The organism is Nocardioides mesophilus, assembly GCF_014395785.1.
GTDB classification, from domain to species: Bacteria; Actinomycetota; Actinomycetes; order Propionibacteriales; family Nocardioidaceae; genus Nocardioides_B; species Nocardioides_B mesophilus.
On record NZ_CP060713.1, the window covers coordinates 477,697 to 504,132 of the forward strand.

27 protein-coding genes, 1 tRNA gene and 1 pseudogene are annotated in these 26,436 nt (G+C 72.8%); 12 read left to right on the forward strand and 17 right to left on the reverse strand.

The features are described 5' to 3' along the window. Nucleotides 1-5: 5 nt before the first annotated feature. Nucleotides 6-770 (forward strand): PIG-L deacetylase family protein, encoded by a 765-nt coding sequence (locus H9L09_RS02185; RefSeq protein WP_187579151.1) that lies wholly within the window; start codon nt 6-8, stop codon nt 768-770. Between the two features lie 63 nt (nt 771-833). Here the strand turns inward: H9L09_RS02185 and H9L09_RS02190 are convergent. The 11 genes from H9L09_RS02190 to H9L09_RS02240 form a co-directional block, all read right to left on the reverse strand. Next, a tRNA-Asn gene (locus H9L09_RS02190) sits at nt 834-909 on the reverse strand. Nucleotides 910-953: 44 nt separating this feature from the next. Continuing rightward, on the reverse strand, nt 954-2,321 hold the full coding sequence (locus H9L09_RS02195) for a winged helix-turn-helix domain-containing protein (RefSeq protein WP_187579152.1): 1,368 nt from the start codon (nt 2,319-2,321) through the stop codon (nt 954-956). Between the two features lie 116 nt (nt 2,322-2,437). Continuing rightward, nucleotides 2,438-2,959, reverse strand: coding sequence for a hypothetical protein (locus H9L09_RS02200; protein ID WP_187579153.1), 522 nt, complete (start codon nt 2,957-2,959; stop codon nt 2,438-2,440). Then, nucleotides 2,959-4,854, reverse strand: coding sequence for a DNA primase (dnaG, locus tag H9L09_RS02205; protein ID WP_187579154.1), 1,896 nt, complete (start codon nt 4,852-4,854; stop codon nt 2,959-2,961). The genes H9L09_RS02200 and dnaG overlap by 1 nt, the downstream gene beginning before the upstream one ends. A gap of 49 nt (nt 4,855-4,903) precedes the next feature. Next, nucleotides 4,904-6,175 carry a deoxyguanosinetriphosphate triphosphohydrolase gene (locus tag H9L09_RS02210; protein ID WP_187579155.1) on the reverse strand — a complete coding sequence of 424 codons (1,272 nt, stop codon included), beginning with the start codon at nt 6,173-6,175 and terminating at the stop codon, nt 4,904-4,906. 40 nt (nt 6,176-6,215) lie between these two features. Beyond that, nucleotides 6,216-7,094, reverse strand: a complete 879-nt coding sequence (locus tag H9L09_RS02215) for a VldE C-terminal domain-containing protein (RefSeq protein ID WP_187579156.1) — start codon at nt 7,092-7,094, stop codon at nt 6,216-6,218. Between the two features lie 225 nt (nt 7,095-7,319). Next, a complete protein-coding gene (gene dusB, locus H9L09_RS02220; RefSeq protein ID WP_187580614.1) occupies nt 7,320-8,390 on the reverse strand; it encodes a tRNA dihydrouridine synthase DusB in 1,071 nt (356 codons plus the stop codon). Between the two features lie 138 nt (nt 8,391-8,528). Next, entirely contained in the window at nt 8,529-9,626 is a 1,098-nt protein-coding gene (locus H9L09_RS02225; RefSeq protein ID WP_187579157.1) for a hypothetical protein, read from the reverse strand. 22 nt (nt 9,627-9,648) lie between these two features. After that, complete coding sequence (locus H9L09_RS02230) at nt 9,649-10,386, reverse strand: hypothetical protein (RefSeq protein ID WP_187579158.1); 738 nt, start codon at nt 10,384-10,386, stop codon at nt 9,649-9,651. Between the two features lie 65 nt (nt 10,387-10,451). Further along, the gene (locus H9L09_RS02235) at nt 10,452-11,861 is read right to left on the reverse strand and encodes a glycine--tRNA ligase (RefSeq protein ID WP_187579159.1); all 1,410 of its coding nucleotides are present in this window, start codon (nt 11,859-11,861) and stop codon (nt 10,452-10,454) included. 66 nt (nt 11,862-11,927) lie between these two features. Further along, on the reverse strand, nt 11,928-12,260 hold the full coding sequence (locus tag H9L09_RS02240) for an antibiotic biosynthesis monooxygenase family protein (RefSeq protein WP_187579160.1): 333 nt from the start codon (nt 12,258-12,260) through the stop codon (nt 11,928-11,930). Between the two features lie 195 nt (nt 12,261-12,455). Here H9L09_RS02240 and H9L09_RS02245 point away from each other — a divergent pair, with 195 nt between their 5' ends. The 4 genes from H9L09_RS02245 to H9L09_RS02260 are packed head-to-tail and all read left to right on the forward strand — an operon-like array spanning nt 12,456 to nt 15,544. Continuing rightward, nucleotides 12,456-13,328 carry a metal ABC transporter substrate-binding protein gene (locus H9L09_RS02245; RefSeq protein WP_187579161.1) on the forward strand — a complete coding sequence of 291 codons (873 nt, stop codon included), beginning with the start codon at nt 12,456-12,458 and terminating at the stop codon, nt 13,326-13,328. Between the two features lie 11 nt (nt 13,329-13,339). After that, entirely contained in the window at nt 13,340-14,152 is an 813-nt protein-coding gene (locus H9L09_RS02250) for a metal ABC transporter ATP-binding protein (RefSeq protein ID WP_246456209.1), read from the forward strand. Continuing rightward, nucleotides 14,149-15,153, forward strand: coding sequence for a metal ABC transporter permease (locus tag H9L09_RS02255; protein WP_246456210.1), 1,005 nt, complete (start codon nt 14,149-14,151; stop codon nt 15,151-15,153). The genes H9L09_RS02250 and H9L09_RS02255 overlap by 4 nt, the downstream gene beginning before the upstream one ends. Beyond that, nucleotides 15,140-15,544 carry a Fur family transcriptional regulator gene (locus tag H9L09_RS02260; protein WP_187579162.1) on the forward strand — a complete coding sequence of 135 codons (405 nt, stop codon included), beginning with the start codon at nt 15,140-15,142 and terminating at the stop codon, nt 15,542-15,544. Before H9L09_RS02255 ends, H9L09_RS02260 begins: the two co-directional genes overlap by 14 nt. Nucleotides 15,545-15,589: 45 nt before the next feature. Here the strand turns inward: H9L09_RS02260 and H9L09_RS02265 are convergent, their stop codons facing one another. Further along, a complete protein-coding gene (locus H9L09_RS02265; protein ID WP_187579163.1) occupies nt 15,590-17,197 on the reverse strand; it encodes a hypothetical protein in 1,608 nt (535 codons plus the stop codon). Between the two features lie 126 nt (nt 17,198-17,323). Continuing rightward, nucleotides 17,324-17,991, reverse strand: a pseudogene (gene uppS, locus H9L09_RS02270) (polyprenyl diphosphate synthase). Between the two features lie 211 nt (nt 17,992-18,202). Between uppS and H9L09_RS02275 the strand changes: the two are divergent. Continuing rightward, on the forward strand, nt 18,203-18,646 hold the full coding sequence (locus H9L09_RS02275) for a MarR family winged helix-turn-helix transcriptional regulator (protein ID WP_187579164.1): 444 nt from the start codon (nt 18,203-18,205) through the stop codon (nt 18,644-18,646). 26 nt (nt 18,647-18,672) lie between these two features. Here H9L09_RS02275 and recO read toward each other — a convergent pair whose 3' ends face one another. Next, a complete protein-coding gene (recO, locus tag H9L09_RS02280; RefSeq protein ID WP_187579165.1) occupies nt 18,673-19,401 on the reverse strand; it encodes a DNA repair protein RecO in 729 nt (242 codons plus the stop codon). Between the two features lie 37 nt (nt 19,402-19,438). Then, on the reverse strand, nt 19,439-20,290 hold the full coding sequence (locus tag H9L09_RS02285) for an alpha/beta fold hydrolase (protein ID WP_246456212.1): 852 nt from the start codon (nt 20,288-20,290) through the stop codon (nt 19,439-19,441). Nucleotides 20,291-20,434: 144 nt separating this feature from the next. On the opposite strand from H9L09_RS02285, the gene H9L09_RS02290 reads away from it, so the two are divergent. Further along, a complete protein-coding gene (locus H9L09_RS02290; protein ID WP_187579166.1) occupies nt 20,435-21,958 on the forward strand; it encodes a GntP family permease in 1,524 nt (507 codons plus the stop codon). A 34-nt stretch (nt 21,959-21,992) separates the two neighbouring features. Here H9L09_RS02290 and H9L09_RS02295 read toward each other — a convergent pair whose 3' ends face one another. Next, entirely contained in the window at nt 21,993-22,727 is a 735-nt protein-coding gene (locus tag H9L09_RS02295) for a FadR/GntR family transcriptional regulator (RefSeq protein WP_187579167.1), read from the reverse strand. A gap of 44 nt (nt 22,728-22,771) precedes the next feature. On the opposite strand from H9L09_RS02295, the gene H9L09_RS02300 reads away from it, so the two are divergent. The 5 genes from H9L09_RS02300 to H9L09_RS02320 all read left to right on the forward strand — a co-directional run bounded on the left by H9L09_RS02300 (nt 22,772) and on the right by H9L09_RS02320 (nt 25,922). Next, the gene (locus H9L09_RS02300) at nt 22,772-23,344 is read left to right on the forward strand and encodes a gluconokinase (RefSeq protein WP_246456213.1); all 573 of its coding nucleotides are present in this window, start codon (nt 22,772-22,774) and stop codon (nt 23,342-23,344) included. An 82-nt stretch (nt 23,345-23,426) separates the two neighbouring features. Then, complete coding sequence (locus H9L09_RS02305; protein WP_223164183.1) at nt 23,427-24,206, forward strand: GNAT family N-acetyltransferase; 780 nt, start codon at nt 23,427-23,429, stop codon at nt 24,204-24,206. Next, the gene (locus H9L09_RS02310; protein ID WP_187579169.1) at nt 24,203-24,697 is read left to right on the forward strand and encodes a GNAT family N-acetyltransferase; all 495 of its coding nucleotides are present in this window, start codon (nt 24,203-24,205) and stop codon (nt 24,695-24,697) included. Before H9L09_RS02305 ends, H9L09_RS02310 begins: the two co-directional genes overlap by 4 nt. A gap of 64 nt (nt 24,698-24,761) precedes the next feature. Then, nucleotides 24,762-25,145 carry a hypothetical protein gene (locus H9L09_RS02315; protein WP_187579170.1) on the forward strand — a complete coding sequence of 128 codons (384 nt, stop codon included), beginning with the start codon at nt 24,762-24,764 and terminating at the stop codon, nt 25,143-25,145. Between the two features lie 246 nt (nt 25,146-25,391). Then, complete coding sequence (locus tag H9L09_RS02320) at nt 25,392-25,922, forward strand: hypothetical protein (protein WP_187579171.1); 531 nt, start codon at nt 25,392-25,394, stop codon at nt 25,920-25,922. An 88-nt stretch (nt 25,923-26,010) separates the two neighbouring features. Here H9L09_RS02320 and H9L09_RS02325 read toward each other — a convergent pair whose 3' ends face one another. Then, the gene (locus H9L09_RS02325; RefSeq protein WP_187579172.1) at nt 26,011-26,286 is read right to left on the reverse strand and encodes an HU family DNA-binding protein; all 276 of its coding nucleotides are present in this window, start codon (nt 26,284-26,286) and stop codon (nt 26,011-26,013) included. Nucleotides 26,287-26,436 lie beyond the last annotated feature (150 nt).

Consider the following 26,436-nt stretch of genomic DNA (forward strand, 5'->3'; position numbering starts at 1 on the left):
GGGTCATGACCGAGACCTCCAGCACTCCTCCCCCGCCGCTCGAACCGCTCTCCGAGGACTGGGAGCGCATGCTGTGTGTCGTCGCGCATCCCGACGACCTGGAGTTCGGCGCCGCCGCCGCCGTGGCCCGCTGGACCGGGCAGGGCAAGCAGGTCGCCTACTGCATGGTCACCAGCGGCGAGGCCGGCATCGACGGGCTCGAGCCCGAGAAGAGCCGCGGCGTGCGCGAGCAGGAGCAGATCACCTCTGCGCAGCTGGTCGGCGTCGACGAGGTCGAGTTCCTGCGGCTGCCGGACGGTGTCCTGGAGTACGGGGTCGACCTGCGCCGCTCGATCGCCGCCGTGGTGCGGATGTACCGGCCCGAGATCGTGGTGACCGGGAACTTCCGCGACTCCTTCGGCGAGGGTGGTGGGCTCAACCAGGCCGATCACATCGCCACCGGACGCGCCGTGCTGGACGCCGTGCGCGATGCCGGGAACCGGTGGGTGTTCCGCGACCAGGTCGAGGCCGGCGGCCTGGAGCCCTGGGGCGGCGTGCGCGAGGTCTGGGCGGCGGCGTCCCCGCTGGCCCGTCACGGGGTCGACATCACCGACACCTTCGACGCCGGGGTGGCGTCGCTGGAGGCGCACCGGGCCTACATCGACGGGCTGGGCTGGGAGGACTTCGACCCGGCGGAGTTCCTCGAGGGGATGTCGCGCGCGACCGGACAGCGGATGGGCGTCGCGCACGCCACCGCGTTCGAGGTGTTCTCGCTCGGCTGGGGCGGCTGAGTCGGGAAATGCGCAGCGGCCTGAGCCGCGGAGACGGAGCTCCGCGAGTCAGGCCGCCGCGAGTGGCTCCCCCGGTTGGACTCGAACCAACAACCCTCCGGTTAACAGCCGAATGCTCTGCCAATTGAGCTACAGGGGATCGTGCCGGGGATACGGTAGCAAGTCGCCGGTCGCTCCACGAAATCAGATGCCGCTGACCCGACCTTGCGCCATGGAGCGGGGTGTCTCCCCTGCGATGAGCCGCCGGTCGATGACGCTCCGGACCAGGGCGACGGCGGCGTCGAAGACCGACCGGTCCTCGGCCGGAACGGTGGCGGCCAGGGCCTCGGCGCGGTCCAGCCGGGCGATCGCGAGGTCGAGGTCGGAGGCCGTCATCGCCACGCTCGCCGCGACCACGTGCGCCATCGCGTCGTCGGCGTCGGTCGGCGGGTTCTCGAGCACCGGCGCGAAGGCCAGCCGGCTCGCGAACCAGCACGCCGCCCGGCGGTGCAGGTCGGCCACCGTGTCCGGGTGGCGGCGGCGCAGCTCGACGCGCAGCACCTCGGCCAGCATCGGGTGGAAGCGGTACCAGCCGGGCGGCTGGTCGACGGCCTCGACCAGCACGTTCTCGCGAGCGAGCCTCGCCAGCAGGTCGGCGCCCCTCGTGCCACCGGTCAGCGCGTCGGCGAGGTCGGGGCAGAGCCGGTCCACGACGCTGGTCTGGAGCAGGAACTCGCGGACCGGTCCGGGCCGGCGGTCGAGCACCTCCTCGACCAGGTAGTCCGCGAGGCCGGTCGGCACCGAGGGCAGCGAGGCGATGAACCCGGCGGGGTCCTGCCGGCGCAGGGCCGTCGCGCACATGCGCAGTCCCGCGGCCCACCCCTGCACGTGCGGCTCCAGTCCGTCCAGCAGCTTCGGAGTCAGGTGGATCCCGTGCTGCGCGAGGAGCGCCTCCGCCTCGTGCCGGTCGAAGGCCAGGTCGGCTGTGCCGATCCTGCTCAGCTCTCCCCGCAGCGAACGGCGGCTCGCCAGCGCTCGGGGCTCGCTGCGGGTGGTCAGCACCAGCCGGAGCTCGGACGCCGCGTTCGTCAGCACGAAGTCGAGGTCGCGCAGCAGTGCCGGACTGGTGATCGACTCGAACTGGTCGAGCACCAGGATCACCGGCCCATGGCAGTCCGCCAGCGCCGTCGCGAGCTGTTCCAGGAACGGCCGCTCGATGGGCCGACGCAGGGCCCCCAGGTCGGACGGGAGCTCGACGCCGTGGCGCCGCAGCGACTCGACGACGTAACGCCAGAAGGTCGACGGGGTGTCGCCCTCGTCCAGGGTCAGCCAGGCCACGGTGCCCGGGGCCAGCTCGTGCGCGATCCACGACGCCACCAGCGTGGTCTTCCCGGAGCCCGGGGGGCCGCTGACGACGGTCAGCGGTCTGCTCAGGCCCTCCGTGAGCTGCTCGAACAGCCTGCGGCGGGGCACCACCAGCTCGCGCGGCTTGGGCACCGACAGCTTGGCCGACAGCAGCGGACCGGGGGCATCGAGCAGCGCCGTGGTGACGCCGACTGCACTCGCGGTCATGTCCGCTCCCGTGGGGTCGGGGGACGCTGTCGCTTTCGAGCATGAGGAACCGTCCGTCCTGCCCGAAAGTGCCTTTCGGCCCCGAAGAGTCGGCGGTCGGCCGGCCTCGGCGGGGGCTAGGAGAGACCGAGCTCCTCGGCGGCGGCCCGCAGGCCGGCCTCGGCGAGCCGGCGCACCTCGGGGTCGTCGGGGTCCAGGCCCGGGTCGAGCTGGTAGGCCCAGGTGATCTCCCCGCCGTCGGGGGTACGCCTTCCGATCACCGTCAGGCCCTGACGGCCGCGCACCGTGACCCGCCGCTGCAGCACCACGGTGGCGGTGACCCGCTCCCGGACGAAGGGCAGCAGCGTGGCCGGCTCGTCGACGGTGAAGATGTGCACCGGCCGGAGGTGACCGAAGTCGCCGACCTCGTTGACGCGCAGGCGCTCGTCCTCGCGTGACCAGTCGGCGGACTCGACCCGCTCCCACGGGATCCGCGTCGGTTCCCCCTCGGCCGGCACCGCGACGAAGGCGGTGCGGGTGCCGAGCAACCAGCTGGCGTCGCGGGTCGGACAGGCGGCCAGTACCTTCTCCCCCGAGGGGAGACCGGCACGGCGCAGCACCTCGTCGGGCACGACCGGCCCGCGTGCGAACAGTCGCATCACTCGCCGCCGATCGCCTTCTCGCTGAGTGCCCGCCGTTGCTGCTCGAGGGCGACGAGCTCGCCGAACATCCGGTTGTAGTCGGTCGCCTGCTCCACTGGGTTGGTGCGCTGCAGCCGGGACTTCAGGTCGGCGATCCGGCGCATCGCGGTGAGCTCCTGCAGACGGTAGACGTGGGCGGCGACGTACGCGTGGCCCGGGGTCTTGGCCGAGAGCACCGGCTCGACGGCGAGCGCCGCCAGGGTCCGGCTCACCGGTCCCTCCGGGGCCACCTCGCGGAGCTTGGTCACCCACACCTCCGGCGCCGGGGCCGAGGCCGGGCCGCCGCACTCACCGACGGCCTCCCAGACCGCCCGGTAGACCGGGTGGGTGAAGTCGTGGCCGTCGACGTCGCGGGCGATCCGGCCGACGGCGGTGGGGTGCTGCACCACGAGCTTGAGCGTCTCGCGCTCCAGGGCGAAGCGCGGGTCCCGCGGGTCGGGCATCGGCAGCGACGGCACCTTCGGCTGCTCCGGGGTCGCCGGAGCGGCCGGTGGGCGGCGCCGCTCGTCCGCCTTGGCGGGGCGGCGGCCGGCCGCGCGCCGGACCTCGGCGCGGGCCTGCTCGACGTCGGCGCCGACCAGGCCGGCGAGCTCCCGGGAGAAGCCCTCCACCTTGGACTTGTCGCGGATCGCGGAGACCAGCTTGGCGGCCTCCCGCAGCGCGTCCACCCGACCGTCGGCCCGGTCCAGGTCGTAGCGGGTGACCACGTTGCTCAGCACGAAGCGGTAGAGCGGGATCCGGCGGGCCACCAGCTCGCGGACAGCGGCGTCGCCCTTCTGCAGCCGCAGGTCGCAGGGGTCCAGACCGTCGGGATCCACCGCGACGTAGGTCTGCCCGGCGAACTCCTGGTCACCCTCGAAGGCGCGCAGCGCGGCCTTCTGCCCGGCGGCATCGCCGTCGAAGGTGAAGACGATCTCGCCGCGGAACTCGTCGTGGTCGCGCAGAAGCCGGCGCAGCACCCGGCCGTGATCCTCGCCGAAGGCGGTGCCACAGGTGGCCACCGCGGTCTGCACGCCGGCCAGGTGCGCGGCCATCACGTCGGTGTAGCCCTCGACGACCACCGCCTGGGAGGCCCGCGCGATCTCGCGGCGAGCCAGGTCGATGCCGTAGAGCACGTGGCTCTTCTTGTAGATCGGGGTCTCGGAGGTGTTGAGGTACTTCGCCTCGACGCGGTCGTCGTCGAAGAGCCGGCGGGCACCGAAGCCGATCACGTCACCGTTGGTCTCCCGGATCGGCCAGAGCAGCCGGCCCCGGAACCGGTCGTAGTGCCCGGAGCGGCCCTGCGCCACCAGCCCGCCGGTGACCAGCTCGCCGTCGGTGAAGCCCTTCTGCCGCAGGTGCCGGTAGAGCGCGTCGCCGTCGCGGGGCGCGAAGCCGACCCCGAACACGTCGGCGGCCTCCTTGTCGAAGCCGCGCTCGGCGAGGAACTGCCGGCCGGCCAGCGCGTCGGAGGTGGCCAGCTGGTCGACGTAGAACGCCGCCGCCAGCTTGTGCGCCTCGATCAGCCGGGGCCGCTGGTTGGGCTCGCGCCGCTGCGGCTTCTCGTCGCCCTCGGTGTAGCGCAGCTGGACGCCGTACTTGTCCGCGAGCCGCTCGACGGCTTCCGTGAAGCGGAGCCCGTCGACCTTCTGCAGGAACGAGATGACGTCGCCGCCCTCGCCGCAGCCGAAGCAGTAGAAGCCGCGCCCCGGGTTCACGTGGAAGGAGGGCGTCTTCTCGTCGTGGAAGGGGCACAGGCCCTTCTGGGAGCCGCCGCCGGCGTTCTTGAGCGTGACGTAGTCGGAGACCACCTCGTCGATCCGGGCGCGCTCGCGCACCAGCGCGATGTCTTCCTCCCGGATCAGCCCAGCCACGGCGCCGAGTCTACGGGCCGCTGCGGACACCCGGAGCGGGGATCCACAGCTACTCCAGGCGCCGGTGCCAGGCCAGGGCGGAGGCGTCGGTGAGCGAGGCGACCTGGTCCACCACCACCCGCAGCCGGGCGGCGTCGTCGGCGGCGGCCTCGAAGTCCAGGCGGTACGCCGGCTGCAGCCCGGCCGGGCCGCGGGCGAGCAGCCGCTGCACCAGGTCGGAGACCACCGTGAGTTGGCGCTCGAGCAGCGGGAGCCGCTCGTCGGCGCGCATCACGTAGTGCGCCGCGATTCCCTTCAGCACCGCGATGGCCCGCTCGGTGGGCTCCGGGACGACCAGGTCGGCGGCGTAGCGGGCCAGCGGCCCGGCGCCGTACCGCTCCCGGGTGGCCAGGCGGACCTCGGTGCAGAACCGGCCGATCAGGTCGCTGGTGAGGTTCTTCAGCGCCGCCAGGCTCTGGCGGCTGCCGTCGTAGCCGCGAGTGGGCCACGCCGGCGCCGTGCTCAGGGTCTTCCAGGCCTCCTCGAGCGCGTCGTCGGAGGCGCCGGGGAGGTACCAGTCGCGCACCGTCGCCCAGACCGCCGTCCGCTCCCCGGCGTCGGCCATCCGGGCCAGGTCGATCCGGCCGGCCACCACGCCGTCCTCGAGGTCGTGCACCGAGTAGGCCACGTCGTCGGAAAGATCCATCACCTGCGCCTCGAGGCAGCGCCGCTGTCCGTCTGCCCCGCGTCGGAGCCAGGTGAAGACCTCGAGGTCGTCGTCGTAGACGCCGAACTTGCGCACCGTGCGCGCGGTGCCGTCCGCGTGCGAGCCGTGCGGGTCCTCCGAACGGGCCCTTGGCCAGGGGTACTTCGTGCTGGCGTCCAGGGTGGCCCGGGTGAGGTTGAGCCCCACCGAGCGGCCGGCCCCGTCGAGGGTCTTGGCCTCCAGGCGGGTCAGGATCCGCAGCGTCTGGGCGTTGCCCTCGAAGCCGCCGCAGGCCCCGGCGACGTCGTCGAGGGCCCGCTCGCCGTTGTGGCCGAACGGCGGGTGCCCCAGATCGTGGGCGAGCGCGGCGGTCTCGACGATGTCGGGGTCGCAGCCGAGCGTCTTGGCGAGGTCCCGGGCCACCTGGGCGACCTCGAGGGTGTGGGTGAGCCGGTTGCGCACGAAGTCGTCGGACTGCGGGCCGACCACCTGCGTCTTCGCGGCCAGCCGGCGCAGCGCGGCGGAGTGCACCAGCCGCGCCCGGTCACGCTCGAACGGCGTCCGCTCGGGACGCTTCGGCGGCTCGTCCACCCACCGGGCGCGCGCGTGCTCGTCGTACTGCTGGTTCGACCCCATCGAGGGCGACCCTACTGCGGGACGCCGACAGCCTGTGCCCTCAGTAGACGGCGACGTGGACGTGGTCGTAGTGGTTGGCGGTGGTGGACCCGCGGTCCGCCATGGCCCGCCAGCCCTCCGAGGACCGCTCCTGGGTGTAGATGTGCTGGGAGTAGATCACGTCGTAGAGGTTGAACGCAGCGGCGTTGGCCCGCAGGTACTCGGCCACCGCCCAGCCGGCCTCACCGGAGATCATGATGTCGATGGCGTGCCCGTCGACGTGCTCGCCGTCGCCGCGCCAGCCGCCGTACGTCGTGATCGAGGGGAAGCGGGAGCAGACCGCCTCGAAGACCGTCATCGCGCCGGCCACCACGCCGGACGGCGGGGTCGCGGTGCAGGTGCCGGCCGGTTCCGCGCTGCTCGCCGAGCCCGCGCTGCTCGTGCTGTCGGCGGTGCTGCTGCTGCTGGTGCTGGTGCTCTCCGGCTTCGGCTTCGGCTCGGGCTTCGGCTCGGGCTTCGGCTCGGGCTTCGGCCTGGTGCGCACCAGGTAGTCCGCGGTGACCCAGTACGCCTTGCCGTCGTAGATGACCCCGGCGAACCCGTGCCGGTTCTCGCCGGTGATCCACACCTTGTCCCGCGCGTTGATCACCGAGACGCTTCGGCTGTTCTCGCGCGGGTCGGTGCGGACCTTGAGCGCGACGGTCGTGTACCGGTGGCCGACCGCGGTCGGCTTCTCCTCGAGCGTCACCCGGCGAGCCGAGCGCGAGACGTTCTGCTGCCGGTCCTCGAGCTCCTCGAGCCGGTCCTGCGAGACGACGACGCGTCCCAGGGACTGCCCGGCAGACGCTGCCGCCGGCTCCGGGGCGGGAGCGCCGCCGACTGCTCCGAGCGCGACGCCGACCACGGACCCGGTGATCGCGGTGGCGGCCAGGGCGGGCACGGCGAGTCGCCTGATCCGCCGACGTGCACTCCGCTCCCCGGGCGCCTTGTGGCGGGCGGAACTCACGAACGATCACCTTCTGGAAGCTCGACGACAAACGGATGCAGAACGTCGAGTGAAACATACCGATCGTGGGCCCGTCACATCCGGTTCAGACAGTTTCGGGTGGTTTCGCATGGCCCGTTCGGGCTACGCGTGGGGGAGGTCACTCGACCCGGGGACGGCTCAGCCGCCCGAGTGCAGGTCCTCGTCCACCACGCAACCGGTGCCGTCGGTGTCGTCGAGCCAGCCCTGCGGGAGCACGACGCGTCGGGGGCTGCCCTGCCGACCCCGCGGGGTGCCGAGCGCCTGCACCGGGAACGGCTCGTCCGGGTCCAGCCCGGCCAGCAGCTCGTCGATCCCGGCCAGCGAGGTCACCAGCGCCAGCGTCCGGCGCAGCTCACCCCCGACCGAGAAGCCCTTGAGGTACCACGACACGTGCTTGCGGAACTCCTTGCAGCCGCGCTCCTCCCCCATGTGCCGGCAGAGCAGCTCGGCGTGCCGGCGCATCATCGCCGACACCTCGCCGAGCGAGGGCAGCGCCAGCGGCTCCCGGGACTCCTCGCCGGCGAACGCGGCTGCGAGGTCGCGGAACAGCCAGGGCCGGCCCAGGCAGCCGCGGCCGACGACGACCCCCGCGGCCCCGGTCTCGCGGACCATGCGAACCGCGTCGGAGGCCTCCCAGATGTCCCCGTTGCCGAGCACCGGGATGCCCACGTGGGCGACGAGCTCGCCGATGGCGCTCCAGTCCGCGTCGCCGGAGTAGGCCTGGTCGACGGTGCGCCCGTGCAGCGCGATCGCCGCGCAGCCGCTCTCCTCGGCGATCCGGCCGGCGTCGAGGTAGGTCAGGTGGTCGGCGTCGATGCCCTTGCGGGTCTTCATCGTCACCGGGACGCCGTACGGCGCCGCAGCGCCCACCGCGGCGTCGAGGATCTGGCCCAGCAGGTTCCGCTTCCACGGGAGCGCTCCCCCGCCGCCCTTGCGCGTCACCTTCGGCACCGGGCAGCCGAAGTTCAGGTCGATGTGCGCGACGCCGTGCTCCGCGCAGAGGATCTCGGCCGCCTTGGCGACGTAGCGCGGGTCGGTGCCGTAGAGCTGGACCGAGCGGACGTCCTCGAGCTCGTCGAAGACCAGCATCGACATCGTCACCGCGTCGCGCTCGACGATGCCGCGCGAGGTGATCATCTCGCAGACGTAGAGGCCCGCACCCTGCTCGCGGCAGAGTCGGCGGTACGCCGCGTTGGTGACCCCGGCCATCGGCGCCAGCACCACCGGCGTCTGCACGCGCAGGTCGCCCAGCACGAGCTCCCGGGGCAGCGGGCGTACGGCGGTCGTGGTCACCGCCCCATTGTGGCGGCGGCACGAGCAGCCGCCCAAATCGCCCGGGTGGGACGCTCAGAAGTCGAAGGTGAGCTCTCCGGTGCCGAGGACCAGCGAGCGCAGCCCGTCGACCTGCCGGATCGTCGTGCACCGGCCGGTGGGCAGCCGGCACTCCATCAGCACGCCCACGGAGGTGTCCCGGGCGTCGAGCTCGTAGACGGGGTCGACGTCGTCGGTGACCAGAGCGGCGAAGGAGTCCTCGCCGAGCCAGCCGGCGAAGTAGGAGAACCGGTGCCCGTGGTCGAGCCGGACCGGACGCCCGGTGTCTGCGGCGGTGACCTGGATCCGTCCGGGCCGGCTGCCGCCGAACGCGAACCGGCGGTCGGGCGAGAGGAAGCCGCGGTCGCCGGAGAACTGGTCGTCGGTCACCGCGCCGTGGTCGAGCCAGGTCCACGGCCCGAGGCTGGGGTTGTAGGGCTCGCCCAGCTCGGGCTGGACCTTGCGGCGCTCCGGGTCGGGCTCGACCAGCTCCTTCTCCCCGGTCGCCGGGTCCACTCGCCACCGGGTGCCGTGCCCCTCGGCGTCGAGCCAGTAGGCGAGCCCGTCGGCGTCGAAGCCGAGGAAGGTCGGCTCCAGCTCGCTGTAGCGGGCGGTCAGGTCGTCCCCGAAGCCGCCGCCCATGTGGTCGTGGTCCCGGACGACCGCGGCGCCGCTCTCCAGGTCCACCACGACGATCTCCGCGATCCGGCCGGCTGGCCGCCAGGGGCCGTCGCGGTCCACCCACCCGGCGTACCGGCCGTCGGGCGAGACCGAGACGCTCGAGACGTCCCCCGGCACCTCGGCGGTCCGGCTGCCGTCGAAGAACGCCATCGTGGCCTCGGCGTAGGGCCCGCGCGACCGGGCGAGGTCGACGAAGAAGCCGTACGGCGTGCGCACCATCGTCCGGACCACCCGTGGGCCGACGTCCAGCCTCTGCTCGCCGTAGTGGATCGTCGAGCCCTGCGCCCAGGTGAGCCGGGACTCGCCGAAGCGCGGTGCTCCCGCGACCCCCAGCGGGTCGTCGGGGGCCAGCCGTCCCAGCAGGAACGGGACCAGCAGCACCAGTGCGACCGCGGCGGCGGCGAGCAGCACGACGCGGTGGCGACGCCCGCCGCCGGTCCTCGCAGTCCTCATCATCCCCCGTGCTCGCGCCCGCTCAGCCGTTCTTGTTCTTCTTGCTCTTCTTGGCCTGCTTGCTCTTCTGGTCGGCCTTCTTGGGCTTGTCGGCCTTGGCCTTCTCGACCTTGCCGGTCCACTCGATCGGGTCGAAGGCCTGGTCCGGCCGGAAGCTCAGCGACTCCAGCGTGCCGTGGTCGGGCGAGAGGTAGACCAGGCAGGTGCTCACCTTCTGGCCCGGCCCGAACTTCTTCGGCAGCGGCGTGGAGGCGCACGGCTTGAAGGTGGTGGTGAAGTTGACCGCCGGCAGCAGCGTGTTGTCGGCGTTGACGCCCCACAGCGGCACCGGCAGGCCGCCGACCTCGCCTTCGCCGACGTTCTTCACCTTGACGTCGACGTAGTAGTAGTTCGCCTTCTTCTTGTAAGGGTCGTCGAGGATGAAGCCCTTGAAGTCGTCCAGCGTCCCCTGCCGGGCTCCGGTCACGGTCAGGTCCAGGACGGTGCTGCGCTTCTGGTCCGGCTCGAAGGCCACCGTGGCGGTGTCGCCGAACGACAGGTCCTCGCCCTGGGGGGTCAGCTCGACCCCGGCGGGCACGGACACGTCGGTGGTCGGCGAGGTCGACGCGGACGGAGAGCCCGACGACGTACCGGCCGCGGGCTCCGCCGCGTCGTCGGTCGAGCAGCCCGCGAGCCCCGCCGCCAGCGCGAGGGCCAGCGCCGGCACCGCCGCGGATCGCAGCGCGGGCCGGGCGGAACGGCGGTTCTTCATCTCAGGCACCTCGTCATTGTGCATGTCGGTGGGCCGGATCCCGGTGAGGACCCGGCCGTCGCGCCAACGGTGCCTCAGGCGCCGGCCAGCCGCTCGGCGACGTAGCCCTTGACCTGGGTGAGGCCGATCCGCTCCTGCTTCATCGTGTCGCGCTCGCGGATCGTGACCGCGTCGTCCTCCAGGGTGTCGAAGTCGACGGTGACGCAGTACGGCGTGCCGATCTCGTCCTGGCGGCGGTAGCGGCGCCCGATCGCGCCGGCGTCGTCGAATTCGACGTTCCACAGGGTTCGCAGCTCGCGGGCCAGCCCCTGGGCCTTCGGCGACAGGTCGGCGTTGCGCGAGAGCGGCAGCACGGCCACCTTGACCGGGGCCAGCCGCGGGTCGAGGCGCAGCAGCGTGCGCTTGTCCACGCCGCCCTTGGCGTTGGGCGCCTCGTCCTCGGCGTAGGCGTCCACAAGGAACGCCATCATCGACCGGTTGACGCCGGCGGCCGGCTCGATGACGTAGGGGGTCCACCGCTCGCCGCTGGCCTGGTCGAAGTAGCTCAGATCCTGGCCGGAGTGCTGCGCGTGGGTGGTCAGGTCGAAGTCGGTGCGGTTCGCGATGCCCTCGAGCTCACCCCACTCCGAGCCCTGGAAGTTGAAGCGGTACTCGATGTCCACGGTGCGCTTCGCGTAGTGCGACAGCTTCTCGTGCGGGTGCTCGAAGTGGCGCAGGTTGTCGCGGTTGATGCCGAGGTCGACGTACCAGTCGGTGCGCAGGTCGATCCAGGTCTGGTGCCAGCTCTCGTCCTCACCCGGCTTGACGAAGAACTCCATCTCCATCTGCTCGAACTCGCGGGTGCGGAAGATGAAGTTGCCCGGGGTGATCTCGTTGCGGAACGACTTGCCGATCTGGCCGATGCCGAACGGCGGCTTGCGACGCGAGGAGTTCACCACGTTCGCGAAGTTGATGAAGATGCCCTGGGCGGTCTCCGGGCGGAGGTAGTGCAGGCCCTCCTCGGACTCGACCGGGCCGAGGAACGTCTTGAGCAGCCCGTTGAACATCCGCGGCTCGGTCCAGGCGTTCTTGGTGCCGCAGTTGGGACAGGCGATGAGCGCCATGTCGACGTCATCGGGATCGACGGAGTTGCCCTTGCCTGCCTGCTTCTCGGCATAGGACTCCTGCAGGTGGTCCTGACGGAAGCGCTTGTGGCAGGACTGGCACTCGATCAGCGGGTCGACGAACGCGCCGAGGTGGCCGGAGGCCTCCCAGACCTTGGTCGGCAGGATCACCGAGGAGTCGAGGCCGACGACGTCGTCGCGCGACTGCACCATCGAGCGCCACCACTGACGCTTGATGTTCTCCTTGAGCTCGACACCGAGCGGGCCGTAGTCCCAGGCGGACCGGGTCCCGCCGTAGATCTCGCCGCACGGGTAGACGAAACCCCGCCTCTTGCAGAGGGAGACAACGGCATCGATGGCGGAAGAGGTCTTGCTGGACAAGGGATCGGCTCCTCTGAGTCGGTGCGCCGGCTGGCTGACGGCGAACGCCCAGACTATCGGCCGCCGTCAATCTCGAATCGGCGCCTCCGGGGTGCGCGGCCGGCTCTCGTTGAGCGGCTCGTCGCCGAGCACCTCGTAGGCCGAGGGCTCGTCGAGCGCCCGGGACAGCAGGGGGACGGCGGTGACCTTGACGTCGTAGGCCGAGAGGGCCCGCCGGTAGCTGCCGACGTTCTTCCACCGGGTGGTCAGCACCCACAGGGTCGGGTCGTCGACGTTGCGGCCGACCGCGCCGTCGACGTACCCCGGACGCGCGGCCAGCGCCGCGTGCGCCTGCTCCACCTCGGCACGGAAGGTCCCGGCGGTGGCCTCCTCGACGCGGAACCTGTTCACCACGATCACCGCGCCACCCTACGGCTCCCCGGCCCCACCACCACCCACCCGCCGAGTCGGCGCATCTGCAGCCTTCACCCCTGCCGAGTCGGCGCATCTGCAGCGTGGGGACCTGCAGATGCGCCGACTCGGCGGCTTTTTGGGGTGCAGATGCGCCGGGTCGGCGGTTGACAACGGTTGTCAGAAGCGTTGAGAATGATTCTCATGAACATCTCGCGCGGCCTGGCCGTGGTCGCATCGGCCGTCCTCGTGGGCGGGCCGGTCCTCGCGGGCTGCAGCGCGGAGGCGGACGACGGGCGCACCGACGTCGTCGCCTCGTTCTACCCGCTGGCCTACGTCGCGGAGCGGGTCGCCGGCAAGCACGCCGACGTGGAGACCCTGACCCGGCCGGGGACCGAGCCACACGACCTGGAGCTGACGCTGCACCAGATCGCCGGGGTCGCCGGCGCCGACGTGGTCGTCTACTCGCGAGGACTGCAGGCGGCCGTCGACGACGCCGTCGACCAGGCCGACCCCGAGCACGTGGTCGACGCCGACCAGCAGGCGAGGCCCCTCGTCGGCGACGACCCGCACTGGTGGCTGGACCCCGTGGCGGTGGCGGCCGTCGCGGCGGCGGTGAGCGACCAGCTGACCCAGGCCGACCCCGCGCACGCCGCCGACTACGCCAAGAACCTCGAGGGCTTCCGCGCCGATCTGGAGAAGCTCGACCGCGCCTACCGGCAGGGGCTGGCCGACTGCACCCGCAACACGGTGGTGGTCAGCCACGACGCCTTCGGCGCGCTCGAGCGCTACGGCCTCACCACGGTGGCGATCAACGGCCTCTCCCCCGACGCCGAGCCGTCGCCGGCGCACCTGCGCGAGCTCTCGGGCCTGATCGAGACCAAGGGCATCACCACGGTCTTCTCCGAGGCGCTGGCCAGCCCGGAGCTCGCGCAGACCCTCGCCGACGAGCTCGGCCTGGCAACCGCGGTGCTGGACCCGATCGAGGGGCTCAGCGACCAGACCGCCGACCAGGACTACCTGTCCCTCATGCGCGCGAACCTCGCCGCCCTCCGGAAGGCGAACGACTGCCGATGACCATGATCGAGATGAGTGACGTCGCCGTCGAGCTCGGCGGTCGCCCGGTGCTCCGCGGCATCGACCTCGCCGTGCAGCCGGGCGAGGTGGTCGCGGTGCTCGGCGCCAACGGCTCCGGGAAGTCCACGCTGGTCCGCACCTTGCTCGGCCTGGTGCCGACCTGCCGCGGCGAGGTCCGGCTGATGGGCACGCCGCTCGCGCGCTTCCAGCAATGGCAGCGGATCGGCTTCGTGCCGCAGCGGGCCACCGCCACCTCCGGCGTGCCCGCGACCGTCGGTGAGGTCGTCGCAGCCGGCCGGCTCTCCCGTCGTACGCCGTTCCTGCCGCTGCGCCGCGCCGACCGGGCCGCGATCGCCGCCGCGGTCGAGGCCGTCGGGCTCGGGGACCGGCTGCGCGACGGCGTCTCGACGCTGTCCGGCGGCCAGCAGCAGCGGGTCCTGATCGCCCGCGCGCTGGCCGGTGAGCCGGAGCTGCTGGTGCTCGACGAGCCCACCGCCGGGGTCGACGTGGCCTCCCAGCAGGTCTTCGCCGACGCCCTGCACGAGCTGGTCGGCCGCGGCGCCACCGTCGTCCTGGTCGCCCACGAGCTCGGCCCGCTGGCCGACCTGATCGACCGCGCCGTGGTGATGCGGGAGGGCCGGATCGGCTACGACGGGTCGCCGGTGGCGGTCTTCACCGACGTCGACGGGACGGCCGGGACCGGCCCGTGGGCGCACGGGCACCACCACCACGACGACCCGGTGCCCGGTCGCGCCGCGGACCGCACCCCGGCGGTCTCCTCCCCGCTCGACCAGGCCGGTCCCGACCGGAGGGCGGCGCAGTGAGCCTCTTCGCCTACGACTTCATGATCCGGGCGCTGCTCGGGGCGCTCTTCACCGGTCTGGCGGCGCCGGCGGTCGGCACCTACCTCGTGCAACGTCGGCTGGCGCTGATGGGCGACGGGATCGGGCACCTGGCGGTCACCGGCGTCGCCCTCGGCCTGCTGACCGGCACCTCGCCGCTGCTCACCGCCGTGGTCGTCGCGGTCCTCGGCGCGGTGCTGATCGAGGTGATCCGCGAGCGCGGCCGCACCAGCGGCGACGTCGCGCTGGCGCTGCTCTTCTACGGCGGCATCGCCGGCGGCCTGCTGCTGACCGGGCTCGCCAACGAGAGCGCGGCGGTGCTCAACCGCTTCCTGTTCGGTTCGATCGGCACGATCTCCGAGGGCGAGGTGTGGATGACCATCGCGCTGGCCGTCGTGGTCCTGGTCGTCGGAGTGGGCCTGGCCCCCCAGCTGTTCGGGGTCGCGCAGGACCAGGAGTTCGCCCAGGTGGCCGGGCTCAACGTCCGCTTCTACAACGTGCTGGTCGCAGTGATGGCCGCGGTGACCGTGACGGTGGCGATGCGCACCGTCGGGCTGCTGCTGGTCAGCGCGCTGATGGTGATCCCGGTGGCGACCGCCCAGCAGTTCACCCGCGGCTTCCGGGTCACGCTGGTGCTGGCGATGATCCTTGGCGCCGCCTCCGCGCTGGGCGGCGTGACGATCTCGGCGTTCGTCACCTTCGCTCAGACGGGGCCGACGATCGTGCTGCTGGCCCTGGCCGGCTTCGCCGCCGCCTACCCGGTCGGGATGCTGCTGCGGCGGCGGGAGCGGCTGCGGGCCCCGTTCGAGGTCGGCGACTACGGCTACGCGCTGGGCGCCGACCACACCGCCGTACCGGAGGAGCACGGGCACGAGCACAGCCCCACCTGCGGGCACCACGCCGTCCCGCACGGCGACCACGTCGACTACGTCCACGACGGGCACCGGCACGCACCCCACGGGAGCCACTATGACGAGCACTGACCCGAAGCTGCCGGAGGGCACCCGGCCGACCCGGCAGCGGCGCGCGGTCGCAGCGGTGATGCAGTCCTTCGACGACTTCCGCAGCGCCCAGGACATCCACGACCTGCTGCGCCAGGCCGGCGAGAACGTCGGCCTCTCCACGGTCTACCGCACCCTGCAGGCACTCGCCGAGGGTGGCGAGGTGGACATGCTGCGCACCGAGGAGGGCGAGGCGCTCTACCGCCGCTGCTCGGGCCGGCACCACCACCACCTGGTCTGCCGGACCTGCGGACGGACCGTGGAGGTGGAGGGTCCCACCGTCGAGCGGTGGGCCGACGCGGTGGCCGGGGAGCACGGCTTCCGCGAGATCAGCCACACCCTGGAGATCTTCGGGACCTGCCCCGCCTGCTGAGTGCTCCGGAGCAGTCCGGAGCACCCAGCCACGGCTGGCTCCTTGCTACGGGTTCGGCACCCGCATCAGCAGCAGCTGCCCCTTCTCGCGGTACGGCGTCGGGCCGCCCGGGTACGCCGGCTCGCCGACCTGCTCGTCCCACCCGTGCGCCTGGACGTTGATGAGGAAGGCGCCCTCGCCGAACACCGACGACGCGTCGACGATCCCCGAGGTCTCCCACTCCCCCTTGGGCAGGGTGACGGGGGCGGAGGACTGGTCGATCTCGGCGACCACGGTGCGCGCCCCGGTGGCCAGGTCGATGCGCCAGACCCGGGCGTTGGTGACGCCCTTGTTGTGGCTGCCCGGGTCCTCGGTCACGTAGATCGCGTCCGCGGTGGTCTCCACGTTGTCGGGCTGGTGCACCTCGGCGGGGTTGTTGTAGCCGCCGGCGTCGAAGTCGGCCAGGATCTCCAGGCTCGCGCCCTGCGTCGGGTCCTCACCCAGCGTCATCTTGAAGATCCGCCCGTTCATGAACTCGCCCCGGGTGCTGGAGCTGCCGCGCTGGAGCCGGCCGGTGGTGGCGTCGGGGACCGCCCGCGGCTCCCCGGTGTCGGCGAAGTAGAGGACCCGGTCGTCGCTGCGGTCGTAGGCCAGGTCCTCGATCCGGATGAACTGGAAGGCGTTGTGCTGGTTGCTCCACTGCTCGAGCACCCACTGTGGGCCGTCGGGGATCGCCGGGCTCGGCGGCGGGGCGTAGCCGAAGTCGGCGGCCTGGACCTCGGAGCCGTCGGCGTTCTTGCCGGTCGCGATCGCCCGGGGCACCTGGAGGAACGAACCGGAGACCCGGTCCCCGGCGGTGAGGTCGCCGTAGTCGTTCACGGCCGGGTCGTCGGAGCGGAACGCCCAGAGCACCCCCTTGTCCTGCCAGACGTCCTGGCCGCTGTCGGCGGTGTAGAGGTACAGCTGCGAGGCGGGCGCGTCGAAGGTGTCGTCGCCGGACAGCACCACGGGATGGCCGTAGCCCCGCATGGCCAGGGCGTTCTCGTGGTTGTGCCGGCCCATGCCGTAGATCGTCCGGTAGTCGCCGGACTGCGGGTCGTAGGCGACGACGACGCCCGCCTGCTCGGCCCCCGGGGTGTCGACGGTGAGGCCGGGTCGCCACGACTCCTCCTGCCGGAGCACGACGTCGCGCGCCTCCTCCACCGTGAACAGCGTCGGCCGGTCGAAGCCCTCCGCCGCTCCGGCCAGGAAGTTGGAGCAGAACCGCTGGTAGCCCGCCGACGACGGGATGACGTACTCGCCGCGGGTGACCCCGGCGCCGTCCTGCTTGAGCCGCAGCTCGGAGAGCATCGCGTTGGCGTAGTCGGCCCGGGTGGCCGGGAACGGGACCTTGGAGGTCTCGTGGTTGAGCAGCACGTCGACCGTGCCGCGGCCGTTGACGCGGGCGAGCGAGATCCCGTCGGGGAGCGCGCCGAACGTGTAGCCGCCGACGGTGTCGCCGACGGTGAGGATGGGACGGACCTGCGTCCCGGCCGCTCCGGCGAGCATCGACGGCGCCGCGGTGAGGAAGCCGCCCTCCCCCGGTCTCGCCGGCTCGGCGGTGGCGGACTGCGCGCCGGCCGCCACGAGGGCGGCCACTGCGGCCATGGCGGGCACGGCATGACGTGGACTCATCGGCAAGGATCCTTTCTGCGCCTGTGGTGATCTGGGTCACTTCACCACAACGCGCGGCTCGCGGGAATCCCCCGCGATGACCTTCTTTGCCCCGGCTCGTTCCCCCGCCGTACGGGACCGGCCGGGTCAGGCGCCGCCGTACCTGCGGTCGCGCCGGGCGTAGAGGTCGAGCGCCTGCCACAGCTGCCGCCGGTCGACGTCGGGCCACAGCACGTCGGTGAAGACCAGCTCGGAGTAGGCGGCCTGCCACAGCATGAAGTTGCTCAGCCGTTGCTCCCCGAGGTCCGCCAGACCAGGTCGGCGTCGGCCAGCTCGGGGACGTAGAGGTGCCGGGCGAAGGTCTTCTCGTCGACCTTGTCGGGGTCGAGCCGGCCGGCGGCCACCTCCCGGGCGATGGACCGGGCGGCGTCGGCCACCTCGGCGCGGCCGCCGTAGTTGACGCACATGGTGAGGGTGAGCACGTCGTTGTCGCGGGTCAGCTCCTCGGCCACCTGGAGCTCCTTGATCACCGAGCGCCACAGCCGCGGGGTCCGGCCGGCCCAGCGGACCCGCACCCCGAGCTCGTGCATCTCGTCGCGGCGACGGCGGATCACGTCGCGGTTGAAGCCCATCAGGAAACGGACCTCCTCGGGGCTGCGCGACCAGTTCTCGGTGGAGAAGGCGTAGGCCGAGATCGCCTTCACGCCGATCTCGATCGCCCCCTCCACCACGTCGAAGAGCGAGTGCTCGCCCTGCTCGTGGCCGGCCGTGCGAGGCAGGCCGCGCTGCTCGGCCCAGCGGCCGTTGCCGTCCATCACGATCGCGACGTGCCGCGGCACCAGCTCGGCCGGGATCGCGGGCGGCCGGGCACCGGAGGGATGCGGGGTCGGCGGTCGCACGGCGACGCGCGCGGGCTGCGCCGGCTTCGTCGTCCGCGAGTGGGTACGTCGTGCCACGATGACCGCCTTCCTGCCCGGGCCCCTATGCTGTGCCTCCCGGACCCGTGGACGAGTGGGAGGAGGGGCGATGGATCGCGCCAACCAGAAGATCGAGCAGCAGATGACCGTGCTGCTGCGCCGCGTGCAGCGTATCCACCTCTCCACCGCCTCCGGCGAGGTGCACCTCGAGCGCTCGGCCTACGGCATCCTGTGCCAGCTCGCCGACGAGGGCCCGCAGCGGCTCGGCTCGCTGGCCGCCGCGTTCGGCCTGGACCCCTCGACGATCACCCGGCAGGTGCGGGCGCTGGAGACCGCGGGACTGGCCGCCCGTACGCCGGACGCGACCGACCGGCGCGCCGCCATCCTGGACCTGACCCCGGAGGGCCGCGAGGCGCTGACCCGCACCCGGGCGCACCGGCGCTCGCGGATGGAGCAGATCATGTCCTCGTGGTCGCAGACCGACCGCGAGGAGTTCGGCCGACTGCTCGAGCAGTTCAACTCCTCCGCCGACGCGCTCATGGACGGCCGCTGAGCCTGCCGGACCCGGCCGGGGAGCTCTCAGCGCTCCACGTGCGCCATCGACTTCAGCCCGCGCTCGATGTGCCAGGACAGGTACGCCGCCACCAGCGACGTGGCCTCCTTGCGGTGCCGGGGCTCGCTGGTCCCGACGACCTCCCAGTCCCCCGCCAGCAGCGCCCCGAGCAGCAGCACCGTCTCCCGGGCCGGGCTGGCGGTGCCGGGCACCCGGCAGGTGCTGCACAGCATCCCGCCGGCCGCCGGGCTGAACGCGCGGTGCGGCCCCTCGAGGCCGCAGCGGGCGCAGCCGTCGAACGACGGGGCGTAGCCGGCCACGGCCAGCGACCGCAGCAGGAACGAGTCGAGCACCTGGCCGGGCGGCCGGCCGGTCTCGCACATCGCCCGGAGCGCGCCGACGAGCAGCAGGAACTGCTGCAGGGCAGGCTCCTTGTCCTCCACGACCAGCCGCTCCGCGGTCTCGAGCATCACGGTGCCGGCGGTGTAGCGCTCGTAGTCGGAGCCGACCCGGGCGCCGTAGGGGTAGAGCGTCTCGGCCTGGGTCACCACGTCGAGCGAGCGGCCCTCGGCGAGCTGGAGGTCGACATGGGTGAAGGGCTCGAGCCGGGAGCCGAACCGGGAGCTGGTCCGGCGGACCCCCTTGGCGACGGCGCGGACCCGGCCGTTGCCGCGGGTGAGCAGGGTGACGATCCGGTCCGCCTCGCCCAGCTTCTGGGTGCGGAGCACGACTGCCTCGTCCCGGTAGAGCGCCACGACCCCATTGTCCCCCGCGGGTGGCTGCGCCGGCGCCTCAGGACCCGGCGGCGCGCCGGGACCGCGGATCGGCCCAGCAACCGGTGACGAAGTCGACCGCCTCGTTGGTCAGCCGCTCGGGGCGCAGCCGCCACTCGAGGATGCCCCGGGCCGCCACGAACCGGGCGTTCGGCATCTCCTCGGCCAGCATCGCCGCGTCGGCGGCGGGGTGGATCGGGTCGCGCGGGTGACCGACCACCAGCGCCGGCGCCTCGATGAGCCGGCGGCGGCGACTCGGCGGCGCGAACCGGCCGAAGAAGATCCCGTGGATCGCGGCCGCCATCGGCGCCGGCTGCTGGCCCAGGGTGTCCAGGACGATGCCGCCCCAGAACGGGACCAGGCCACGCGGCACCGCCCGGGTGAGCACCCGCAGCGCGGTCACCGAGACCGGCACGAACCGGGCTGCGAACATCAGCGGCCCGAACGCGATCAGCCCGGCCTCCAGCGCGTTGTCGAGCACCGGCATCTCCAGCAGCAGGCCGCGGACCCGCTCCGGCGCCGCGTCGGCGACCTCCAGCGCGACGTTGGAGCCCAACGACGTACCGCCGATGACTGCCTGGTCCGCGCCGAGGTGGTCCAGGAGCGCGAGGACCTGCTCGCCGAAGGCGGTCATCGAGTACTCCTTCGGGTCCAGCGGCCGGTCGGACCGGCCGTGCCCGAGCAGGTCGAGGGTGACCACGTGGAACCCTTCGGCGGCGATCGCCCGGGCCAGCGGCTGGTGCATCCGCCGCGGCATCAGCTGGCCGTGCACCAGCACGACCCACCGGTCGCCGGCGCCGTACTCGGTGTACTCCAGGCGGTCGTGGTCGATGAAGAACTGACCGACGCGTTCCGAGACGAGAGTGGCCACGCGCGCGCTCCTTCCAAGCGGGTCCTCCGAGCGTAGACCAGCGGTTACGCGTCGGTAACCTCGCGGCGCGGTCTTGCCAAAGGTAATACCTTTGCCGCACAGTAGACCGGTCCCTGTAACGCCCGTCACCTCACTGGAGATCTCGTGGACCCGATCCAACCGGCGTACGGCACGACCACGCTGCTGCTCATCGCAGCCGTGGCCGTCGCGGTGCTGCTGTTCCTCATCATCAAGGTGCGCCTGCACGCCTTCGTCTCGCTGGTCCTGGTCAGCGTGCTGACCGCGGTCGCCGCAGGCATCCCCGTCCCGGAGATCCCGGCAGCCCTGCTGGCCGGCTTCGGCGGCACCCTCGGCTCGGTCGCCCTGCTGGTCGGCTTCGGCGTGATGCTCGGCCGGCTGCTGGAGGTGACCGGTGGCGCCCAGGTGCTCGCCGACACCTTGATCAACCGGTTCGGTGAGCGCCGCGCGCCGCTCGCCCTCGGCGTCGCCGCGCTGTTCTTCGGCTTCCCGATCTTCTTCGACGCCGGCCTGGTCGTGTTCCTGCCGATCATCCTCACCGTGGCCCGCCGCTTCGGCGGCTCGGTGCTCTACTACGCGCTGCCGGCCGCGGGCGCCTTCGCCGCGATGCACGCCCTCGTGCCGCCGCACCCCGGCCCGGTGGCCGCCGGTGACGCGCTGAACGCCGACATCGGCACGATCCTGCTCGTCGGCCTGCCGGTCGCGATCGTCTCCTGGTACGTCGGCGTCTACCTGCTCTCCCGCGTGCTCGGAGCCCGGGTGTACGTCGAGGTGCCCGACCTGCTGTTCGGCCCGGTCAACGGCGGCGCCGACACCACCGGCACCACCGCGGCCGACCTGCCCGGCACGGCTGACGGCTCGGCCACCGGTGGCGCCGCCGTGGGCACCGCCTCCCCCGACGCCCCGCGGCCGGGCACGACCGCTCCCGGGGCCGCACCGGTGCAGACCCTGACCCGGCCCACCACCGCGCCCTCCTTCGGCGTGGTCGTGAGCCTGCTGCTGATCCCGCTGGTGCTGATCGCCGGCAACACCATCGTCACCACCCTGGTCACCTCCGGCCAGATCGACGGCGACGCCTGGTGGGTCGGCTACGTGCAGCTGGTCGGCACCACCTCGATCGCCCTGCTCATCGCCCTGCTGGCCGCGATCGCCGTGCTCGGCGGCCGCGGCCGTTCCTTCGCGGACACCGGACGGATCCTCGACGAGGCGCTCGCGCCGATCTGCTCGATCATCCTGATCACCGGCGCCGGCGGCATGTTCGGCGGCATCCTGCGGGCGAGCGGCATCGGCGAGTCGCTGACCTCGTCGCTCTCCGGCCTGGGCCTCCCGCTGCTGCTGCAGGCCTTCGTGATCGCGACGATCCTGCGGGTGGCGCAGGGCTCGGCGACGGTCGCGCTGACCACCACCGCCGGACTCATCGCCGCGCAGGCCACCTCGGCCGGCTACGGCAACTTCCAGCTGGCCCTGCTCGTGGTCGCGATCGCCGCCGGCGCCACCGTGCTCTCGCACGTCAACGACTCCGGGTTCTGGCTGGTCAGCCGGTTCTTCGGGATGGACGAGAAGACCACGCTGAAGACCTGGACGGTCATGGAGACCACGCTGGGGCTCTCGGCGTTCGTGATCGCCTCGTTGCTCTGGACGGTCGCGTGACGCAGAGCGCGCGGGGACGTGGCGGCCGGGCAGCTCAGCCCGCCGCCGCGTCCCCCGGCTCGTCCCGGCCGGCGAGCTGCTCACGGCTCAGCTCCGCGATGCCGCTGACCACCTCGAGGCAGATCGTGGTCATCGCGGAGCGGGCCACCTCCGCCTCACCGTGCGCCACCGCGTCCGCGACCATCGCGTGCAGCCGGCGGGCCTCCGGCTTCGGCGTCGGCGGCATCAGGTCATGATCGGTCCGGCCCCGCAGGACCTCCTCCACCACGTCGCCGAGAGCGGCGAACATCGCGTTGCCGGAGGCGCTGAGCAGCAGCCGGTGGAAGGCGACGTCGTGCTCCAGGAACGTGCGCAGGTCTCCCGCCGCGCCGGTGGTCTCGAGCTCGCCGGCGAGCCGCACCACCTCCGCCCGGGTGGCGTCGTCGGCCCGCACCGCGGCCAGCGCGGCCGCCGCCGGCTCCACGGCGGCGCGCAGCTGCGTGAGCTCGCCGAGGTGAGCGCGCCGGGCCGGGCCGTCGAGGCGCCAGCGGATCACCGCCGGGTCGAAGGCGTCCCACTGCTCCTGCGGCAGCACGCGGATCCCGGTGCGCCGGCGGCTCTCCACCAGGCCCATCGACACCAGCACCTGCACGACCTCGCGGGCGATCGTCCGCGACACCCCGAACTCCTCGCCGAGCCACTCCAGCGTGATCCTCGACCCCACCGGCAGGGTGCCGTCGACGATCCGGGGACCCAGCTCGGCGAGCACGCCCCGGTACACGGTGGACATGGCGTGCAGCCTAGCCACCGGCCCCCACACCCCCAGGAGCAGCAGTGACCGCGACCCCCCAGGCCGAGCCGACGACGAACCCGGGAGCCCCCTCCGATCCCCGGGTGATCGTGGTCATGGGCGTCTCCGGCACCGGCAAGACCTCGGTCGGCGAACGCATAGCGGACCGGCTCGGGCTGGACTTCGTCGAGGGCGACTCGCACCACCCCCAGGTCAACATCGACAAGATGACGGCCGGCACGCCCCTCACCGACGAGGACCGGATGCCGTGGCTGCGGACGCTGGCAGCGCTCGTCGGCGAGCGGTACGCCGACGGCCGCTCGACGGTGCTCACCTGCTCGGCGTTGCGGCGCGGCTACCGGGACGTGCTGCGCACCGGCGTACCTCGCGGGAAGATGTTCTTCGTGCACCTGCACGCCCCGTTCGCGGTGCTCGAGCAGCGGATGACCCAGCGCACCAAGCACTTCATGCCGACCTCGCTGCTGCAGTCCCAGGTGGACACCCTCGAGCCGCTGGAGGCCGACGAGCCCGGTGTGGTCGTCGACGTCACGCCCGGGCTCGACGAGGTCGTCCGGGCGGCGCTGGCCGCGCTGGAGCCAGCCGAGCCCCGCGCCTGAGCCCCGGCGGTGCCGGCGCACGGGCGGCCGGCGCCCGGAAACCCGGATGCGGCCGCGTCCCCGGGCTGGGATGCTGCGCGCCATGACCGCCCACCCGCCGTCCGACGTGCTGCCGGTCCTGGAGCGCTACTACGACGCCGCACCGCGTCCGTCCGCGACCACCGAGGAGATCGGCCCGTTCACGCTGTTCCTCCGCGCGTCGACGGACGGCTGGCCCTACTACGCGCGGCCGCGCCTCGGCCTCACCGGCGAGACCACCGCGGACGACGTACGCCGGGTCCGGCAGCGGCAGCGTGAGCTCGGCGTCCCGGAGACCTTCGAGTGGGTCGAGGAGACCACGCCGTCGCTGTCGGCCGCCGCGGACGGAGCCGGACTGGCGGTGACCCGGTGCCCGCTGCTCGCGCTGCCGGCCGGGGCCGCCCCGATCACGGCCTCCACCCCGGCCGCGCGGGTGGAGCTGCTCGGCCCCGAGGACGTGGCGCTCTCGACGGTCCAGGGGGCCGTCCACGCCGGCTTCGACGGCACCGACGAGGTGTCGCCCCGGCCGGCGGAGCACCAGCGCGAGCTGATGCGCCGGGGGCTGCTCGCGGTGGCCGCGGCGTACGACGAGCACGGGGAGGTGGTGGGCGGCGGCTCCCACGGGCCCCGCGGCGACACCACCGAGCTCACCGGCATCGCCGTGCTCCGGCGGGCCCGCCGGCAGGGCGTCGGCGCGGCGCTCACCGCCGCGCTGGTCGCGGACGCGCACGCCCGCGACGTCACGACGGTGTTCCTCTCCGCGCAGGACGACGCCGTGGCAAGGGTGTACGAGCGGGTCGGGTTCGTCCGGGTCGGCACGGCCTGCCTCGGGGAGCCGGCATGAGCCCGTCGCCGGAGATTCGTGAGGCCACCGGGGAGGACTGGCCGCTGTGGCGCGAGCTGCGGCTGCGGGCGCTGGGCGAGTCCCCGGGCGCCTTCGGCTCGACCTACGAGCGCGAGCTCGCCTTCACCGAGGCCGCCTGGCGGGGCCGGCTCGACGGCGTGGCCGGCCCCGCGGTGCTGGCGACGATCGGCTCCCGGACGGTCGGCATGGGTGCCGGCTTCAGGGACCTGCCGGGGTGGCTGCACGTGGTGGCGATGTGGACCGAGCCGGAGCTGCGCGGTGCCGGCGTGGGTACGGCGGTCCTCGCCTGGCTGGCCGACTGGGCGGACCGCAACCAGCTGCGGCTGCACCTCGACGTCGCGCAGAGCAACCCGCGGGCACGACAGGTCTACGAGCGCGCCGGCTTCGTCGCGACCGGCGAGATCCGGCCGCTGCGCGACGGCGCTGCCGAGCAGGTGGAGCGGCTGGTCCTGGCGCGGTCGCGGCGATGACCTGATCTGCACAGGTCGTGCGGAGCAGGTGACGAGAAAGCGCGGCCCGGGTTAGCGTGCCGAGGTGAGACGCGCCCCGCACGAGAACGTCGCGACAGTGCTGGTCGCGCCGCGCGTGCTCGCCGACGTGGAGCTCGAGCTGATGGCCCTGGACCTGCGGGTGTGGCCGGTGAGCACCGCGCCGATCTGCGCCGACGGGCCGCGGACGGCGTTCCAGATCCGGCACCGGCTGCTCCTGCAGCACCGCGGGGACTGGGCGGTGGCCGCCGACTGGACGCCGGTGTGGATCGGCTTCGGTCCCTCCTGGCGCGACGGCGCCGAGCCGCTGCCCTGGTCGGCGCACGCCGCGCTGTGGCAGGCGCTCGACGCGCACGCCGAGCACGTCCGCTTCCACCGCAGGCTCGGCGGCGTCCCCCGGCTGCCGTTGCCGCAGGGCGTCCACCCCTGACAAAGCCCCGATATCTCTCTCAGCGCGCATACATGAATTCGGCGTCATTCCGGTACGACACGGTCAAACTCGGGACCGGAATTGATTAGCCGGTTTGCCCGGCGGGTACCGACCGTTCCGTAGGCAGCGGGCCGTCCCCGAGACCCCCGGGAGGGCCCGTCGCCGGACCGCAGGAGGCACGGGCTCATCTGCACGGACTCCCGTCGGTCGCTTGTCCGTCGAGAGCCGGAAAGAAGGACTGAGGACGTGGCCAGGACTGTGGTGGTGCTCTGTGACGTGCACCTGGAGCAAGGGCGTCGGGTGAAGGCAGAGGAGCTGCCGCCGGTCGCCATCGAGGACAAGGGTCCGCGCGTGCTGGCGCTGTGCGCCGCCTGCCGGCGGGACTATTACGACCCGTTCAAGCAGCTCGTCGAGGACCTCGCGCAGGAGCTTCCCGAGCAGGACGCTCCGCTGAGCGGGCCAGGAGACGAGCAGGAAGGCGAGTCGGGCGACGAGCAGGAAGGCGAGTCGGGCGACGAGACCGAACAGCAGGAGCCCGAGGAGGACGAGCCCCAGCGCGAGGACCCCGAGCGAGTCATCGCCGAGTCTCCCGCGATGCAGGTGGTGCCGGACGAGCCGGACACGGCCCGCTGGGACTGCCCGATGGACGACTGCGACAAGTCCTACTCGGCCTCCGGTGAGAACCGGGCCGAGGACCTGAAGCGGCTGGGCAACCTGCACCTGTCCACGGGGCACCACCTCGACAAGGCGGCCCGGCAGGAGCTGCTCTCGGCCTGAGTGCCTCGGACGGAGAGCAGCACCGGGCCGGGGCCCGAGGATGCGCACGGTCCCCGCGGGGGTGCGCATCCTCGGCAGCAACCGAGGCTCAGCCGGCGACGCGCTTCTTGAACGCCGTGCCTGCCTTGAAGCCCGGAACCGACGTCGCGGCGATGTCGATCGACTCACCGGTCTGCGGGTTGCGGCCGGTGCGAGCACTGCGCTCGCGCTTCTCGAACGTGCCGAAGTCCGGGACCGTGACCTTGTCGCCGTTGGCGACCGACTCGGTGATGGCCTCCACGAGCGCCGAGAGCGCGCGCTCTGCGTCGGCGTTGCTCAGGCTGGACTTGTCGGCGATCTTCTCCACGAGGTCGCGCTTGTTCATATCTCTCCTTGAGGTGAGGCAACGTTCTGGCTGTGCCGCCGGACGGACGTGTCCGGTGGCCGCTGCGGCAGCCTAGACGACGCGGTGCCGCAATCGTGCCCGCCGGAGTGCCCGGAACCCGAGGTATCAGTCCGCGGAACCACCGTCGGG